A 16,164-nucleotide genomic window follows, 5' to 3' on the forward strand; every position below is an offset into this window, starting at 1 on the left:
TTTAAATCCCTAGTATATTTCTTATGCTTTATTTTTGTATTTAAACCTTCAATACCAAAGGTTTCGTATTTTCTGATCCATTGCTGGACTGATGTTTTTGTAACTCCAGCTATCCTTGCACAATCCTCCTGTGAACAAATACCATTCAAATACATTTCTACTATACGAGTCTTTTCCTCAAAAGATACTTTTCCTTTTCTTCCCATAAAAAATATGCCCTCCTAGTGATAACAGTTTTATTATTTAAACTGTCTATTACTAAGGGAGCATATCAAATTGTGACATGTTTTTTCTTTTTTTTGTGAGTTAAAAAAAATTTCGGGAAAACACCGAAAGTATAGGTAGTATTGAAATGGATTTGCCTACAGCATCAAAGAAAAAAATGGAAAGATCAATAAGATAAATGCAGAAATAGTAAGACGGATGTTTGATTATATAGTAGTTGAGGAAATAAGAGTAAAGTTTTAAGTGTATTAGAAGTTAAGATTGGAGATTAGACCGTAGGTTTTTTTGCTTATTAGGAGCTGAGCCTCTACGGTTATTTTTATTGGTGAAGCTAACCATTTACATGGAGGGGCTGTCATGATTGCCTGTTGAATTGCACTACCGGAATTAAGGCCGCACTAGACAAAGTTGCCATGTCAGCAGAGGTTCCCTGTCAATGGCTAATTAGCGCGGAATCCTTATTTGTCATAAGGTGAGGCACTATTTCCAATGTATGAGTTATTTTAAATTTTTACTACCTAACCTTAATAGAATTATACAACTAAGGTTTTATGTCCATTAAATTTAGTATAAGTCAGGTACTTTTACAGTAATATTTTTATTAATCTCAATGATACCCTTTTTTTCTAGTATTTTCAGTTTCCGAGACACAGTACTTCTAGTGGAAGAAATCATTTGTGCTAAATCTTCATGAGTAAATTGATGCGTTATTTTTATACCGTTGTTTGTTTCTTCGCCATGTTGGTATGAAAGACGTATAAGAAGATTTATTAGACGCTCTTCTACATTACGAAATGATGAGTCTTGTAATTGTGCCAATAATATTCGGAATTTATTAGAGATCATTAAATTTATATAATAATTCACCGATGAGTGTTGAGATATTATCTCATCAAATACAGATATAGGTATTTCTTCAATTTCGCTATTGGTGAAAGAATTTGTAATTACTTTATTATCATCACCGCAAAAATACGTTATTTCTCCGAATAAGTCACCTTTTTTAAGTAAAAGCAATGTTCTTTCATAACCATCGTAATCAATAATACTTTGCTTAATACAACCGCTTTTTACTAAGTATACATATTTTGAAACCGAATGAGAGTTATCAATGGTACTATTTTTTTTGAAATTTAAAGTTTTTCCTTTGTCATAGAAACATTTATAAATTTCTTTTCTATAAGTTTCAATTTTAGGGTTATACATGTAACCTCACCACCTATAATTAAAATACTACAATATTTTCTGATAAAATTCAACCTAGAATATTCATAAAAATTTCATAGAACCTAAGAAACGTTGTTAATTCAACATGTCACCTAAAAGGTGTCCTTCACTGGTTGGGTGAAGCAGAGCTTCATCAAAAATCAAAGAAAAGAACCCTGCTTTGTGGTAAAGTTTAAGCACGACCAAAAACCATCACAAAAGGAGTTCTTTCTATGACAAGTTTACAGCATGGTGCATTAAATTTCAACAAAAGTCTTTCATACAATTTTGACGGAGGTAATCTTTCTTCAGATTCTGGTCTTCTTCTGGTGTTGAAAAACTGGGATTGAGACCTCTTCTGGATGATGGGTTTAATGACTCTGCAACGAGGATATATTTAAATGCTTCGATAATTGAGCAACTGATTTACACTACTATTGCAGGCTATTCAACCGATGACCATTCTGACAGCCTAAAGCATGATCCAGTGTTTACAAACATACTGTGAAAGAAGGCGTTGGCTTCTCAGCCCACGATTTCAAGGTTCGTTCATTCTTCAAATGAACGTTCCATGTTACTACAATTGAGATTTTTCCTGATGCTGTTGTCAAAGCCTACAACAAGCGTGGCAACATGGAAAACTTCATAAAGGAAGCAAAGATTGACTTCTCAACGGAATCAGCATCCCATACGTCTTTCATTGCCAATGCTGTGAAAATAATGATTAAGTCTCTTGTCTACAGCATCATCAACATAATGAAGAGGCTGTTGCTCAATAAAGAACACAAGAAATGCCGAATGCTTTCTCTGAGATCACTGTTCATCAAGGTCGACTGCAGTGTTGTTACTTCAGCCAGAAAGAACACTATCAAACTCTGCAGCAGTTATCCGCTGCAAAAGTACTTCCATCGGGTCATGTCCAGGATTGAAGCTTTGTCTTTCTAACAGTTCAAAAAACTTGAATTCGACCTTCCTAGGGGGTAGTCTACCCTTTTTCAGAGAATTTTCTGATCCGTTCGCATCAGCTTTAATCGAACACCTTTTTGAAGAGTACAGACATGCACTTTCCCGAGGAAAGTTGCTTATTATACATGTTGAATATGAAAATTTTCAGGTTTTAATGTTTCTATGAATAATTCAGGTTCAATTGTTTCATATTATACGATAATTGTGCGATAAGACTATCATATGATGAAATACATCGTTTTGTGATAAATATAAAAATTAATGATTGTGTTCTGCAACACGGATATTTTGGATTTACTGACTTATAATATTTATAACACAATGTGTTGTAGATAGTAGCTGGAAAAATGCAAAGGAATTTAGATGTTGCTATTATTAACTGCTTGGTTTTGAAGACGTCAGGCATGTTGAGGAAGTTGAAGTAAGTCATATGATGTATAAATTATTACTTAGAAATTGTTTATTAAAATTATAAAAGGAGACCAGTAAATTATGAATTCAGTTTGGATTAATGAATTAACTTGGGAAAATGTAAGAGAATACTTAAATGAAGATGATTTGGTTATTATACCTGTGGGTAGCACGGAACAACATGGGCCAGCAGGACCGTTGGGGGTTGATTGTTATGCGGCTATAGCTATAGCTGAAGATGCGGCAGTGAAGACAAATGTTTTGGTTACACCACCACTGTGGTTCAGTGATTCGCCTCATCATTTGGAGTTTCCTGGTACAATATCGCTAAAACCTGAAACATTAATAAATGTAATAAAAGATATTGTACATTCTTTGGAAAGAAATGGATTCAAGAAATTTTTAATTGTAAACGGTCACAAAGGTACAAATATTCCGGCGCTAACAATTGCTTGTAGGGAATTGCAACAATACGAGTTGCCGAATATAAGGATGGCTTTAACAGATCCGTTATATCTATGTACAAATGCTTCTGAAGTAAAAGGAGATAATGCAGAACATCATGCAGGTGTATTAGAAATTTCACATGTTATGTACAAATTTCCAGGACTTGTAAAAGAAAGTGAATTACCAGATGAAGAGGTTGAGTTACATAAAGTCTTTGATAATTACATAAAAAAAGATTTATTTGGAGGAAATAAACCAGTAGTAGAGTTGTTTTGGAATAGTTATCAGCAAAAAGAGTTTGCACCAAACGGTAGCTTTTCAGCTTCAAACAATAGTTCCGCTGTAACAGGAAAACATTATCACGATAACATGGTAAATAATTTGGTGGCATTTATTAAATGGTTTAAAACATATAACATTTAGTGAATTTAGAAAGGAGTTATTTCGATGGAAATACTAAAAGGATGTGTTGGTTGTAGAGTATGTGAACTTTTATGCAGCTACAATAAGTTCAAGAAATTTCAACCTAGTAAGGCGGCTATTAAAATTCATAACTTAGCTGATGGATTTGGAGTAGAACTTTTTACTGAAGAAGCCCTAAATGGGCGATTTGTTTGTGAGTTTTGTGAAGACAAGCCATGTATAAAATATTGTATAGAGTTAAAAGCAAAAAATCCATTAAGGGATTTATTAAGTGTTGAAGAAAAAAAATATAAATTGAAGAATGATTAAAGGAGCAGAAAATGCCTAAAGAATTAGTTCAAAAAATTGTCCGAATAGATTTAACGAATTGGAAAGAAAAAATTGAAACGACAGAAAAGTATTCTAAGTTTATTAGTGGCATGGGTATTGGTGAAATAATATTATATGAAGAAGTGGAACCGTGGATGTCTCCGTATGATCCAGGGAATAAGATAATAATAAGTTCGGGACCTTTATCGGGAACGGCTTTTCCTGGAACAGGTAGAACTGCCATGGTTACTAAAAGTCCAATGACTATGGGTATGGTATCAAGTAATTCAGGAGGTAATTTCTCGGCAAAATTGAGGTTTGCAGGATTTGAGCATATTGTATTTGAAGGTAAGTCGCCAAAACCTGTATACATTTATATCAAAAATGGCAAAATAGAATTTTATAATGCTTCGGAAATAGTAGGTAAAACAGTTTGGGAGACAGATGATTTTTTTAGAGGGAAGTTTGGAGATAATGTTCAAACATTGATTATAGGTCCAGCCGGTGAAAATATGGTTCGGTATGCAAGTGTTATGGTTGATAAACATAGAGCATTTGGTCGATGTGGTGTTGGAGCAGTTATGGGATCAAAAAATCTTAAGGGGGTAGTTGTAGATGGTACGGGACCAGTAGAAATTTATGATGAAAAATTATTTTTTGAATTGTTAGATGATATGCATAATAGACTAGATAGATTGCCGAGTATGGAAAAATTTATTAAAGATGGAACTATGGCTAATGTGACGGGAAAAGCTCAATTTGGTGGATATGTTTACAAGCATTTTCAAGATTTATCGATACCTAAAAACATAGAAGATAATTTCCAACCGGGAGTAATAGCAGAGAAATATCGTGTCTGTCAATCAACATGTTATGGATGTATTATAGGTTGTCAACCAAGATATAGAATAACAGAAGGGCCCTATGCAGGATTGACAATGGAAGGAACACAATTTAATTCTTCATTGGATTTCGGCACAAAGTTAGATATTGATAATTTTGGATTTTGTATCAAGGCAACAGCCCTGTGCAATGACTTTGGAATGGATATTGATTGTGTGGCGGAAACGATTGGTTGGTTAATGGAATGTTGTGAAAAAGGTATAATAACATCTGATGAACTTGATGGACTATTTCCTACTTTTGGGGATGAAGAAACTTCATTGAAACTAATCCGTAAAATGGCATACAGGGATGGAATTGGATCGATTTTATCAGAGGGTGTAGCTAGAGCAGCAACTCAATTTGATGAGGAGACTAAGTATTATGCTATGCATATAAAAGGTAATGATTTATATGAACCGTTAAGGTCTTTAATAGGTTATGGCTTGGGTTCAGTTACGTCTACAAGGGGAGGGAGTCATGTTCTAGGCTCACCTTTATGTGAAAGTTGGTCAATAGAAAATCATGAATTAGCTAAAGAAAAGTTTGGAATTAACACTTATGACAAACCTCTTGAATATCAGGGGAAACCAGAAATGGTAAAATATTATGAAATAATTACAAGAATTAGCAGTGTGATGGGTATATGTTTATTTGCTAGTGATTGGCAAGATATGGATATGTTAGGTATTGCAGATTTTATCAAATTACTTAAAGCGACAACAGGAATTGATATTTCAGAAGAAGAAATAATTAGAAGAATGCTAGCTTTGTTGGCTATAGAAAAAGTATTCAATTATACACATGCAGGGTTTGATAGAAACGACGATTATCCACCTAAAAGATTGATGGAAGAGAAAGTGCCGACAGGTTTTGCTAAGGGTTCTGTTCTAGACAAGGAAAGATGGGACAAATTGTTGGATAAATATTATGAGATTCATGGTTGGAATAAAGATACTGGATTGCCATCTAAAGAAACTCTAGAAGAATTAGGGTTGGGATTTTGTATTGAGGAGGTTGAAAAAAAGGCAAAGGCACCGGGTCATGCATTTCTATAATTGAATCTTTAATTAGTTCAAAAAAATGAAGGAGAAGAATATGAATAAAGATAATAATTCTAATAAAGAATTAAGTGTAACTGAACCAAATAAAAATTATACTTTGCTAGATTATGTAAGAAATTTAGGACCTGGCGCTGTTGTATGTGCAACGATAATTGGACCAGGAACAATAACTACATGCACTTTGGCAGGAGTGCAATTTCAATATTCATTAGGATGGGCAGTGATTTTTTCAATTGTTACAGCAATAATTCTGCAGATGTTTTCTTCAAAAGTAGGAATTGTAAGTGGGAAAGGATTGGCTGAGGTGATTTATGAAACTTATAAAGGTACAAAATTACAATATATTTTCGCTGCTTTGGTAATAATGGCTATTGGTGTTGGTAATTCGGCTTTTCAAAGTGGTAATATGATTGGTGCAGTGTTGGGAGTTAATGCAATATTTTATTTGGAACCTTGGAAATGGGGGTTGATATTGGCACTTATAGTTTTCACGCTGCTGTGGTCAGGGAAATATGTTGTCATTGAAAAAGTCATGACAGCGATGGTGTTTTTAATGGTTATCACTTTCATATTAACTGCAATAGCGGTTAAACCTGATTTGGGTTTAATATTAAAAGGATTTATTCCTGGAATACCGGATGGAGGTATGTTGGTAACTATGAGTCTCATTGGTACAACTGTAATTCCACATTTGTTATTTATGCATTCAAGTATGAGTTCAAGTAAATGGAGCTCAAGAAATAAAAACAATGCTATTAAGGAAAGTAATTTTGACACGTCGTTTAATATGGTTATGGGAGGTATCATTACTATATGTGTTATTATTACGGGGGCAGCTATGTTTGGAGTAGGAGTAACAATAAGCTCAGGTTTAGATATGGCAAAACAATTGGAACCTTTAGTGGGTAGTTGGGCTAGATACATATTTGGGATTGGTTTATTCTCTGCTGGCATTACATCATCTCTTGCAGCACCAATGAGTGCAGGATACGCAATATGTGGAATAATGAATTGGTCAACTGATTTAAAAAGTAAAAAGTTCCGCATAATATGGATTATTGTTTTATTAGCGGGATTTATTGCAACTGCAAGCGGATATAAACCGGTCCAAGTAATTTTAGTGGCTCAAACATTTAATGGAATTATTTTACCCATATCAGTAATAATGCTAATGATGGCTGTAAATAACAAAAAAATATTGGGTGATTATACTAATAAAACTTCAATGAACATTATTGGAATCATGGTAACTTTAATAACAATAATGTTAGGTGCTAAAACTTTATATGTAGTTTTACCAAAATTATTCTAAATTTAAAAGGAGCATTCCTATAATTAACTGAGACTTTGCACTTGAATAAGTACATATGAACTTCGAAAATTCAATAATATTTGACAAAATAAAAGTATGAACCCTTTGGCGCTAGTATAATTTAATCACAAAAAAACTAGTACAACCGGGGGTTCATGCTGTAAAAGTATAATATAAGACTATCAGAATGATATGAGAATGAATGATTCAATTGTAAATTTTTTCAAGGCGTATAGTATTGCTAAGATTCTAAAATCTAGCAATGCTTACAAATTCAAGGGATTTAGTGTAGTAAGGTAAGTGTTAATTTACAAGGTGTGCTTGTTTTATTAAGTGCAACTTGATATTTGACGCTTACCTAATAAGGAGATAATATAATGAATACGACTATTACAAAGAATATGGAAAATATATTGAAGCTATTGAGAAGTGATGTAAAGCCTGCAGTGGGATGTACAGAACCGGTTGCCATTGCTCTGGTGGTAGCAGCAGCCACCTCAGCCATAACGGAAGAACTTGATGAAGTGATCGTAAAAATAAGCCCGAACATTTACAAGAATGGAATGAATGTAGGTATACCCGGAATAGACAGAACAGGTCTTGATGTTGCCGCAGCCCTTGGAGCAGTCATAGGAAACCACAAAAAAGGACTTCGTATTCTGGAAGAAGTTGGTCATGAAGAAAAAGACAAGGCAATCGACCTACTCAACCACAATAAGGCAAAGACTATTCTTCTGGATACTGATGAAAATGTGTATCTGGAGGCTACAGTTAAAAGCGGCAATGATGTTTCCAGGGCTATAATCATTAAAAAGCATGACAATCTAATGTCAATCACTCTAAACGGCAAGGTGATATTTTCAAAGATTGAAGATTCTAATGACAACGCCGTTTCAGATTTAATGCCCGACGAAAACTTCTTCAGCCTTCCTATAAGAAATATAGTAGAAGCAATCGAGGAATTAAGTTTCGAAGATATAGCATTCATGCTTGATGGCTTGGAAATGAATATGCACGCGGCTAAGACAGGACTTTCTGGGAAACTTGGAATAGGTGTTGGCTCCGCAATAAAAAAAGCAATAGAAGACGGTCTGTTGACAGAAGATTTTCCCAATACTGCAATGATGTTGACATCGGCGGCATCTGATGCAAGAATGTCGGGAATGGCTATTCCGGTAATGAGTTCAAACGGTAGCGGGAACCATGGGTTGACAGCAATACTTCCCATAGCTGCATATAGAGTATATCATGAAGCGAGTGATGAAAAGATTGCCAGGGCACTGGCTATAAGCCATGTGATTACAGGCTATATCAAGCATTATGTAGGTCGCTTGACTCCCCTTTGTGGCTGCTCAATAGCCGCCTCCACCGGTGCAACCTGCGGTATAGTATGGCTCATGGGTGGTAGTGTTGAGCAACTTGAAAATGCAATCAAAAATATGATTGCCAACCAGGCTGGAGTAATATGCGATGGGGCTAAGCCGGGGTGTGCACTTAAGCTTGGAACTGCTGCAGCTTCAGCAGTTCAGTCTGCCATTTATTCACTTTACAATCACTATGCCAGTGACAACAATGGTATAGTTACCGGCTCTGCAGAAGAATCAATTAAAAACCTTGGAGTATTAAGTAAAAACGGTATGTCAAACGTTGATAAGACGATAATAGAAATTATGGAAAGACACAGATGCTAACAAGAATGGTATTCTCCTCCTAAGTAAAACATATGCCTGCCTCTGTTGTTTAGCAGGTATACAACTATGTATTAATCTTGAAAGAAAAATAAAGCCAGATAACTGCTGTAATGGAACAAGACTATTCATTGAAGAAGCACATCAAGCATTTGTAAAAGCATGGAACTATCTGGTAGATCACCCTGAAGACCTAGCTACTTATAGTACCAATGCACCCCTAACAGCATACAGGATCAAAGAACACAAGGATCTATAAGCACAGGGAAGATCAATAAGATAAATACAGAAATAGTAATGTTCGTACTTGATCATATAGTAGTTCAGGATGATGGGGAGATAAGAGTAAAGATTGGAGATTAGACCGTAGGGGTTTGCTTATTTATGAGTATGAGCCTCTACGATTTTTTGTGTTTGGGAGAAATTGTTAAGTAAATCTTTTCTTTGAGACATTTTATCAAACGGCATGATAAGACATTATCACAAATTAATTTTATCAAGAAAGTTTTGAAGGAAATTCCCTACTCTCATCAGAAACCTCGCTTAAAGTCTTGTTGATCAAGTTATCTAGCTCATGGTGGAATGGTGCATGTATATCATATACCTTTTCGCATTTTTCTGTTAACTTAAGGATGATTCTTGACATATTGCTGATGTCCTTTTCCTTAGTGATGATTCCTTTGTTCAAAAGCTTGTTGGCTATCTGGGAGACGGCGCTTTTGTCACTACCAGGATATCAGCTATCCCGTTACATAGATGTCTTCATTTTCCTTGATTACTTTAATGACATGCATTTCAGCATTGATGAAGGTTTCATCCTCCAGTTAAACGCTGCAGTATTATCGATCTTAGAAAGCTTTTCTGGAACTCTAAAAACATGTTGCCAATATTTTCTTTATTTGTATTACTTGAATTTGTCTTCACAACAAAAGTGCATAGCGACTATACACTTTTGTCAATACTAGATTTGCTATGGGTGGAGTGTGGTGGAAATGGGCAAGAAAGTCATTCTGCCGTTTTATCTTTACATATAAATTCTAGGATGGTGTTTAAGCCTGATAAGATACTTATAAAGGCTGTATTTAGAGTTTTAAATTATTAGATAACGAATGCAACCGGGTTTTAATCCGGGTTATGTTTGGACGATTTAACCCGGATATATATATAGACATATCTATGCTAATATTCTAAGTATTTAAATACCTTTTTATCATATTTTGTTAGAGTACTGTTTTCAATCACTTTGGATGGTTTGTATAAACACGATGATTATTTTCGAATGATCTTATGAACTTGGCACAGAAAATGCAACATCTAATAAAAGTGTTAAAATTTTAGATATTTAAAATAATCGGAGGTTTTATGAATTTACAACAGGATAGAACATGGATGGAAGTCAACTTGGATATTTTAAGAGAAAATTATGATACAATCCGCAATGGCATCAAGAAAAATTCTGACATTATGGTAATGCTCAAAGCTAATGCATACGGACTTGGAGCTATTCCTATCGCAAGGGAACTTGAATCTATTGGTTGCCAGAGATTTGGAGTAGCCTGTTTTGAAGAAGCAATGGAATTGCGTGATGCAGGCATTCAGACACCTATTCTTATTGTTGGCATGCTTCAACAGCAACAAGTTCCAGTTGCCATTAAGCAAAACTTTTCGGTTACTGTCAGTGATTTGGCTGCAGCGGAAAAATATTCTCGTTTGGCAGAAGCTGCCGGGGGAAAACTCCACACCTACATAAAGGTTGATGTAGGCATGAGTCGTTTTGGTATAGTATTGGATGAGCACATGGAGGAAGCAGTTGGAGAAGTGATTGAGATGTACCGTTTGCAAATCTTGTTTGGGATGGTGTTATGACTCATTTTACTGGCATGGAGAATCCTTGGTAAATGGAGTTTGATAAACATCAAATTGATTTGTTTACAACTTTTTGTCAGAAACTTGAAGATGCCGGATTAGACTTGAAGAGACATTGTTCTTGCAGTGCCATAACCCAGCTTCATCCGGAATGCAGCATGGACTTTATACGTGTCAGCGCGCTTCCATTTGGATTGTAGCCTGATCTCTTCCGTGGTATTACAACGAAAGAAGTGATTCAATTAAAAAGCCGGATTTATCATATTAAGACAGTTCCATTAAATACTCCGGTCGGCTATGGGCCGCTTGCATATACCCGACGGGAAACCCGCATTGCCGTTATTCCCTTTGGATTTGGCGATGGTATACACCGTATAATCGGGAATCGCTGCAAAGTTCTGGTTTATGGTAAAAAAGTGCGTCAGATTGGTAAACTCTGCATGGATTTCTGCATGATCGATGTTCCGGAGGTGCAGATAGGGGATACAGTAACTATTATAGGAACCGACGGTTCAGAATATATCTCCATATTTGACATGGCTGACTTATATCCTGGCAGCCCTTGTGAAGTTAGCACGTCAATCGGTTCGCGTATTCCCCGTGTTTATATTAAGAATGGACAATTTATGGAATGATCTTGAGACTGTTCATTTGTAGTAGTTTGTAATTAACAATGATCTTTCGGCATCTATAGAGATTATATTTATATTTTATATCATTCCAGAAGCTTACACCATTTATTTACACTACCCAGAATTTCAGGTGTGTAGATACTTTTTGGCATTAATATTTATATAAAATTTATGTTTCAACCCATGTTGAGATTGTGTTAAAATTAACAAAGGATGAATTGTCTAAAATTGCTGAATTTCCAATGCTTATATACTATTCTACTTTCAACAAACATTTGGATGGTTTTATTAAAAATTCTCAAAAAGAGTATTAAAGTATAAATTACTATATAAGGTTTTTGTGGGAATACGTTATAAAATTGGTTTAACAGAATGCAGAAGATAAATGTCAAAAAAATATTATTATTCATTATCATTGGTTGTCAAAGATGAAAAAGTATTTGTTTCAAATAAACGACAATGGAATAAATGTTATTTTTAATGATACTAAACACGTTTAGACAATCGTGAAGTTAGAAATAAGAAAAGTGAGTATTATCAATGAATTTAAGCCCTTGAGTGCAAAATGATCACGCAAGGGCTTATGTACATGGAAACATATCGACTGGATTAAGCAATAGTCTATATTATGATTGATATGTGTCGCCCGATACTATTTCTTTAATATGCTGCTCACCTTCTGATTTGCTACTTTCACAAACTACATTTGCCAAGTAAACCCCAGTAATCACTAATGTTGCACCAAGTATTTGAATGAAGGTAACTTGTTCTTTTAATATAACGATACTTGCCATTACTGTAACAATTGTAGAAACGCCGACGAAGGAGGCGGATTTATTTGTGCCAATATAAGAAATAGCTAAATTATAGAGAAGAAAAGCAACTACAGAGCAACTTATACTTAAATAAAGTACCGCTATCAGAAAATTCAAATTTGTAAATGGAAGAACAAAAAAATCTTCCAAAGTTCCAGCGTCTAAATTCTCTATAAGCGCTATGAATGTAAATAAAACTGCTCCAAATGTAATCATGGCATAGGTTTTCTCTGTACTGGTAAATTCAACTGCCTTTTCAGAAAAGATAGCGTATAGACTGTATGAGATTACTGCAAGGAACAACATTATATAGCCGATAGGATTAAATGTCGCTTCCATTCCTTTTGCCAATGTAATAACTATAATACCTATTGCTGTAATAATGACGCCTGTTATTTGTATTCTTGTTGGTATTTTTTTCAGTATAAGAGCAGAAAACGATAGTGTAACAATTGGAATACTGGCAAGTATTACACCGCTTTCAGAGGCGGAAGTTAAATTTATGCCAATGGTTTCACCAATAAAATATAAAAATGGTTGGAACATTGCCATGAAAAAGAGCGATGAAATTGATTTGTTTCTAAAATCCACTTTTATGATCCCCATGATTATACAAATATTCATAAATAGAAAGGCAAAAATAAATCGCCAACTTATTAGTGTTAATGGGGGTATTGAGTCTGTAATCATTTTTGTGAAAAGATAACTAAAGCCAAATAACACTTCACAAACGATTACACTTAAGCTGCCCAATAAAATTTTCTTGTTTATCATCAAAGCTATCTCCCCACCTTTATAAATTAATTATTGAATATTCATGACCCGATAAAGTAATAAATCGATACATATCATCAATCGAAATAAAAATAGTCTTTGAATTATCGTTCGCATGAAAACTCACAATTTTTTCAGATAACATCTCTTTATCAAGGCATATTTTAATATCATGCTCAGAATTATTTAATAATCCGAACAATGATACAACTCCCGGAGGCAGGCACATTTTTTTCATTAAATTTTCTGCCGATCCGAATCGCATACCCTTTTCGCTGACGAGTTCACCAAGTTTCTTCATGTCCAGACGTTTACTATCATCCATTATGACTAAATAATATGCACTTTTTTTCCGGTTGCTTAAAAACAATGTTTTTGTACGAACACCTTCATAACCCTCGATGTAGAGATCGGCTTCCTCTGTTGTCAATGCTGGAGGGTGTTCAACGAGATCAAATGAGATATCCATTTTTTTTAACTCTTCATATACAGTTTCATATGCTTCCATATAACATGTCCTTTCGTAATTCATTAGATATTTTGTTCTACTTACAATTATGCTATACTATATAGTAACAATATAGTCAATCTTTTTCTTGAAACTTATACAAAGGTGATGTTATGAAAAATAATGAAAACGACAGATATAGTTATTTTACAACAGGGGAGTTTGCTAAGTTATGTAACGTTGGTAAACAGACTTTGTTTTATTATGATAAAATTGGGCTTTTTTCCCCTGAAATAGTTGCCGATAGCGGCTATAGATTGTATTCTTACGAGCAACTTGAAGTTTTCACCGGGATTTCTGTTTTGAAAGAAATGGATATGTCTCTTAACGATATAAAGACATATCTTGAAAATAGAAATCCTCAGAATCTACTTGAGCTACTTGAAACAAAACAAAAAGAGGCTCAAATAAAAATTGAAAGACTTTCTGAGCTTAAGAAGTATCTTGCTACCAAATCTGAAATCGTACTTGAATGCATGAATGCTTCTGAAGGCTCTGTGTCATATGTTACTCTACCAGAAGAGTATTATATTTTTTCAGAATATCATGGCAGTCCTGAAATCAGCGAGATAACAACTGCGTTTATTGAACACCTGAATTATTGTCATAGTTTTGGAATATTCAGTCCTTATCCTGTAAGCGGTATCGTGAAAACTGATAATATACCCGGTCCTGAAGTTTATGGCTATGCTCGAATCTATACAAGAATTTCTAATAAAATAGACATTCCGCGTGTAGCTATTAAGCCTGCAGGGACTTATGCGGTCATTTATCATAAAGGTGGATTCCGAAGTGTATATAAAAGTTATCAAAAGCTTGTTACAGATATAAGGTGTAAAGATTTTAAACTCGGAGATTTTTTTTATGAAGATACTATGCTTGATGAGTTGGCAATGCATGGCTATAATAACTATACCTTAAAAATATCCGTTCAATGTATAGATAAGACTGAATCTAACAATTGAAATAGAAAATGTGATGTTATGGAGAAAATCAATCCTCCGACAAGGAACTAATGACAGGTTTCTTTGAGGGGTATTTTGTAAAGGTTACAAAAAAATTGGAGCGCATGCTATTGCTTGCAAGTGTGTATTAAAAAATATCGATTATATAACTCAAAGCTGTCTGTGGTTTGTCGCAGATGGCTTTTTCAATTTTATATAAAGGTGCACATATTTTAGGTGGAGTGGATATTTATGGAGTGCATATGTAAAATGTCCACATTAACGAAAAAATGACGAGTTGTTCCGTGAAGGATGCATATATTACACTAAATACATAAATCAACAAAGGAAAAACAGCAAATAATATTTTAAAAAGGTAGGAGGAAATGGAAATTTGGATTATGGGAAAATACTGAAAAAGGAGCTGGTATTAGCATTAGGATGTACAGAACCAATTGCCATAGCTTATGCAGCGGCCCTTGTAAAAAAGCAGCTTGGACAAACACCAACGAAGCTGGAAATTCATGTGAGCGGAAATATCATTAAGAATGTCAAAGATGTATTCGTACCTAATACAAACGGCTTAAAGGGAATCGAGGTTGCGATGATGGCAGGTATGTTGTCTGACAGACCCGATAGTCAATTGGAAGTTTTGGAATATATTGATCAAAAAGATATCCCCTTGATTCCGAAGATGGTGGAGAATACACTTATCAAAATTTTTCAGAAGAAGAATAAGGGGAATCTCTACATTGACATCACAGGATATTTCAGAGGTGAAGAAGCCAGAGTGGTAATTGAGGGAAAGCATACCAATGTAACGCTAGTCAGTAAAAACAAAGAAGTTGTTATGGAAAAAGGCGAAGCTAGTATTGACAATGGAGTCATGGATTATACATTCTTGTCTTATGAAGGGCTCAGTGAATATGCATTTGAAGGTGATATTGATAATGTAATCCCCATACTTGATATGCAGATTGAAAAAAACCACAAAATAGCTGAAATTGGTTTAGAGAAGGATTGTGGGATGAACATTGGAAAGAATGTGATCAAATCATCCGAAGTATCAAAATCTAAAGCCATAGCATATGCGGTTGCAGGGGCAGATGCCAGGATGAGTGGATTGTCATCTCCGGTTGTCATCAATTCCGGATCGGGGAACCAGGGAATGACTGTCTCGTTGCCGATATACATATATTGCTTGAACGAGAAAATCGAAAAAGAAAACATGTATAGGGCATTGGTGTTTGCAAATCTGGTTGCCATATACATAAAATCTAAAATCGGTTCCCTTTCGGCCTTTTGCGGAGCTGTAAGTGCGGCGACAGCAGTGAGTGGAGCAATCACATATTTAAGGGGCGGCAACGGAAGACAGATAGAGGATGCGATCAAGAACTCCTTGTCAAACCTTTCAGGCGTCATATGTGACGGAGCTAAACCATCCTGTGCATACAAGGTGTATTCAAGCCTTGACAGTGCATTTCTTGCTGCAGACTTGGCCTTGAATGGGGTGGTGGCCGAAGGCGGCATCATATCAGATGATATTGAAAAAACAATCCTATCTGTAGGGAAGATTGCAAAAGACGGAATGAAGACTACCGATGAAGTCATTCTGGATATTATGGTTGCAAATTAAGAATGTTTTGAAAGTTATGGAAATACAAAAAATTATTGAAAAAGAGGAGAGAATTT

Annotated in this window: 14 protein-coding genes and 1 pseudogene; 11 read left to right on the forward strand and 4 right to left on the reverse strand. The window is 34.9% G+C overall.

From position 1 onward, the window contains the following. Both BUB05_RS16265 and BUB05_RS16270 read right to left on the reverse strand, forming a co-directional pair. The coding region (locus BUB05_RS16265) for a helix-turn-helix domain-containing protein (protein ID WP_139257990.1) at window positions 1-206 on the reverse strand (206 nt) is incomplete at its 3' end. A 583-nt stretch (window positions 207-789) separates the two neighbouring features. Further along, entirely contained in the window at window positions 790-1,431 is a 642-nt protein-coding gene (locus tag BUB05_RS16270; protein WP_073050672.1) for a Crp/Fnr family transcriptional regulator, read from the reverse strand. 579 nt (window positions 1,432-2,010) lie between these two features. Here BUB05_RS16270 and BUB05_RS16280 point away from each other — a divergent pair. The 9 genes and pseudogenes from BUB05_RS16280 to BUB05_RS19025 all read left to right on the forward strand — a co-directional run. Continuing rightward, a pseudogene (locus BUB05_RS16280) lies at window positions 2,011-2,376 on the forward strand (transposase); the annotation flags it as partial. Between the two features lie 513 nt (window positions 2,377-2,889). After that, the gene (locus BUB05_RS16285; protein WP_073050674.1) at window positions 2,890-3,678 is read left to right on the forward strand and encodes a creatininase family protein; all 789 of its coding nucleotides are present in this window, start codon (window positions 2,890-2,892) and stop codon (window positions 3,676-3,678) included. Window positions 3,679-3,702: 24 nt separating this feature from the next. Beyond that, window positions 3,703-3,987: a 4Fe-4S dicluster domain-containing protein gene (locus BUB05_RS16290; RefSeq protein ID WP_073050675.1), complete on the forward strand. Its 285-nt coding sequence runs from the start codon at window positions 3,703-3,705 to the stop codon at window positions 3,985-3,987. Between the two features lie 11 nt (window positions 3,988-3,998). After that, window positions 3,999-5,927, forward strand: coding sequence for an aldehyde ferredoxin oxidoreductase family protein (locus tag BUB05_RS16295; protein WP_073050676.1), 1,929 nt, complete (start codon window positions 3,999-4,001; stop codon window positions 5,925-5,927). A gap of 40 nt (window positions 5,928-5,967) precedes the next feature. Then, on the forward strand, window positions 5,968-7,245 hold the full coding sequence (locus BUB05_RS16300; RefSeq protein ID WP_175548584.1) for an Nramp family divalent metal transporter: 1,278 nt from the start codon (window positions 5,968-5,970) through the stop codon (window positions 7,243-7,245). Between the two features lie 377 nt (window positions 7,246-7,622). Further along, window positions 7,623-8,936 (forward strand): L-cysteine desulfidase family protein, encoded by a 1,314-nt coding sequence (locus BUB05_RS16305; protein WP_245819936.1) that lies wholly within the window; start codon window positions 7,623-7,625, stop codon window positions 8,934-8,936. Window positions 8,937-10,295: 1,359 nt separating this feature from the next. Continuing rightward, window positions 10,296-10,799 (forward strand): alanine racemase, encoded by a 504-nt coding sequence (locus BUB05_RS16315; protein WP_073050678.1) that lies wholly within the window; start codon window positions 10,296-10,298, stop codon window positions 10,797-10,799. 32 nt (window positions 10,800-10,831) lie between these two features. Then, on the forward strand, window positions 10,832-10,999 hold the full coding sequence (locus tag BUB05_RS18760; RefSeq protein WP_175548585.1) for a hypothetical protein: 168 nt from the start codon (window positions 10,832-10,834) through the stop codon (window positions 10,997-10,999). A 33-nt stretch (window positions 11,000-11,032) separates the two neighbouring features. Beyond that, window positions 11,033-11,434 carry an alanine racemase C-terminal domain-containing protein gene (locus tag BUB05_RS19025; protein WP_073050679.1) on the forward strand — a complete coding sequence of 134 codons (402 nt, stop codon included), beginning with the start codon at window positions 11,033-11,035 and terminating at the stop codon, window positions 11,432-11,434. A gap of 623 nt (window positions 11,435-12,057) precedes the next feature. On the opposite strand, the gene BUB05_RS16325 is transcribed toward BUB05_RS19025, so the two are convergent. Together BUB05_RS16325 and BUB05_RS16330 are read right to left on the reverse strand one after the other, a co-directional pair. Further along, on the reverse strand, window positions 12,058-13,020 hold the full coding sequence (locus BUB05_RS16325) for a DMT family transporter (RefSeq protein WP_073050680.1): 963 nt from the start codon (window positions 13,018-13,020) through the stop codon (window positions 12,058-12,060). A gap of 19 nt (window positions 13,021-13,039) precedes the next feature. After that, complete coding sequence (locus BUB05_RS16330) at window positions 13,040-13,528, reverse strand: prolyl-tRNA synthetase associated domain-containing protein (RefSeq protein WP_073050681.1); 489 nt, start codon at window positions 13,526-13,528, stop codon at window positions 13,040-13,042. 113 nt (window positions 13,529-13,641) lie between these two features. Here BUB05_RS16330 and BUB05_RS16335 point away from each other — a divergent pair, with 113 nt between their 5' ends. After that, the gene (locus BUB05_RS16335; RefSeq protein WP_073050682.1) at window positions 13,642-14,493 is read left to right on the forward strand and encodes a MerR family transcriptional regulator; all 852 of its coding nucleotides are present in this window, start codon (window positions 13,642-13,644) and stop codon (window positions 14,491-14,493) included. A 373-nt stretch (window positions 14,494-14,866) separates the two neighbouring features. Further along, a complete protein-coding gene (locus tag BUB05_RS16340) occupies window positions 14,867-16,108 on the forward strand; it encodes an L-cysteine desulfidase family protein (RefSeq protein ID WP_073050683.1) in 1,242 nt (413 codons plus the stop codon). Window positions 16,109-16,164: the final 56 nt, after the last annotated feature.

The sequence above is a fragment of the Dethiosulfatibacter aminovorans DSM 17477 genome, from assembly GCF_900142005.1.
In the GTDB taxonomy this organism is placed as follows: Bacteria; Bacillota; Clostridia; order Tissierellales; family Dethiosulfatibacteraceae; genus Dethiosulfatibacter; species Dethiosulfatibacter aminovorans.

Coding starts and splice junctions, on each gene's coding strand:
- BUB05_RS18760 (WP_175548585.1), top strand. CDS start 10,832: ATGGAGTTTGATAAACATCAAATTGATTTGTTTACAACTTTTTGTCAG.
- BUB05_RS16335 (WP_073050682.1), top strand. CDS start 13,642: ATGAAAAATAATGAAAACGACAGATATAGTTATTTTACAACAGGGGAG.
- BUB05_RS16270 (WP_073050672.1), bottom strand. CDS start 1,431: ATGTATAACCCTAAAATTGAAACTTATAGAAAAGAAATTTATAAATGT.
- BUB05_RS16315 (WP_073050678.1), top strand. CDS start 10,296: ATGAATTTACAACAGGATAGAACATGGATGGAAGTCAACTTGGATATT.
- BUB05_RS16290 (WP_073050675.1), top strand. CDS start 3,703: ATGGAAATACTAAAAGGATGTGTTGGTTGTAGAGTATGTGAACTTTTA.
- BUB05_RS16300 (WP_175548584.1), top strand. CDS start 5,968: ATGAATAAAGATAATAATTCTAATAAAGAATTAAGTGTAACTGAACCA.
- BUB05_RS16285 (WP_073050674.1), top strand. CDS start 2,890: ATGAATTCAGTTTGGATTAATGAATTAACTTGGGAAAATGTAAGAGAA.
- BUB05_RS16305 (WP_245819936.1), top strand. CDS start 7,623: ATGAATACGACTATTACAAAGAATATGGAAAATATATTGAAGCTATTG.
- BUB05_RS16325 (WP_073050680.1), bottom strand. CDS start 13,020: ATGATAAACAAGAAAATTTTATTGGGCAGCTTAAGTGTAATCGTTTGT.
- BUB05_RS16295 (WP_073050676.1), top strand. CDS start 3,999: ATGCCTAAAGAATTAGTTCAAAAAATTGTCCGAATAGATTTAACGAAT.
- BUB05_RS16330 (WP_073050681.1), bottom strand. CDS start 13,528: ATGGAAGCATATGAAACTGTATATGAAGAGTTAAAAAAAATGGATATC.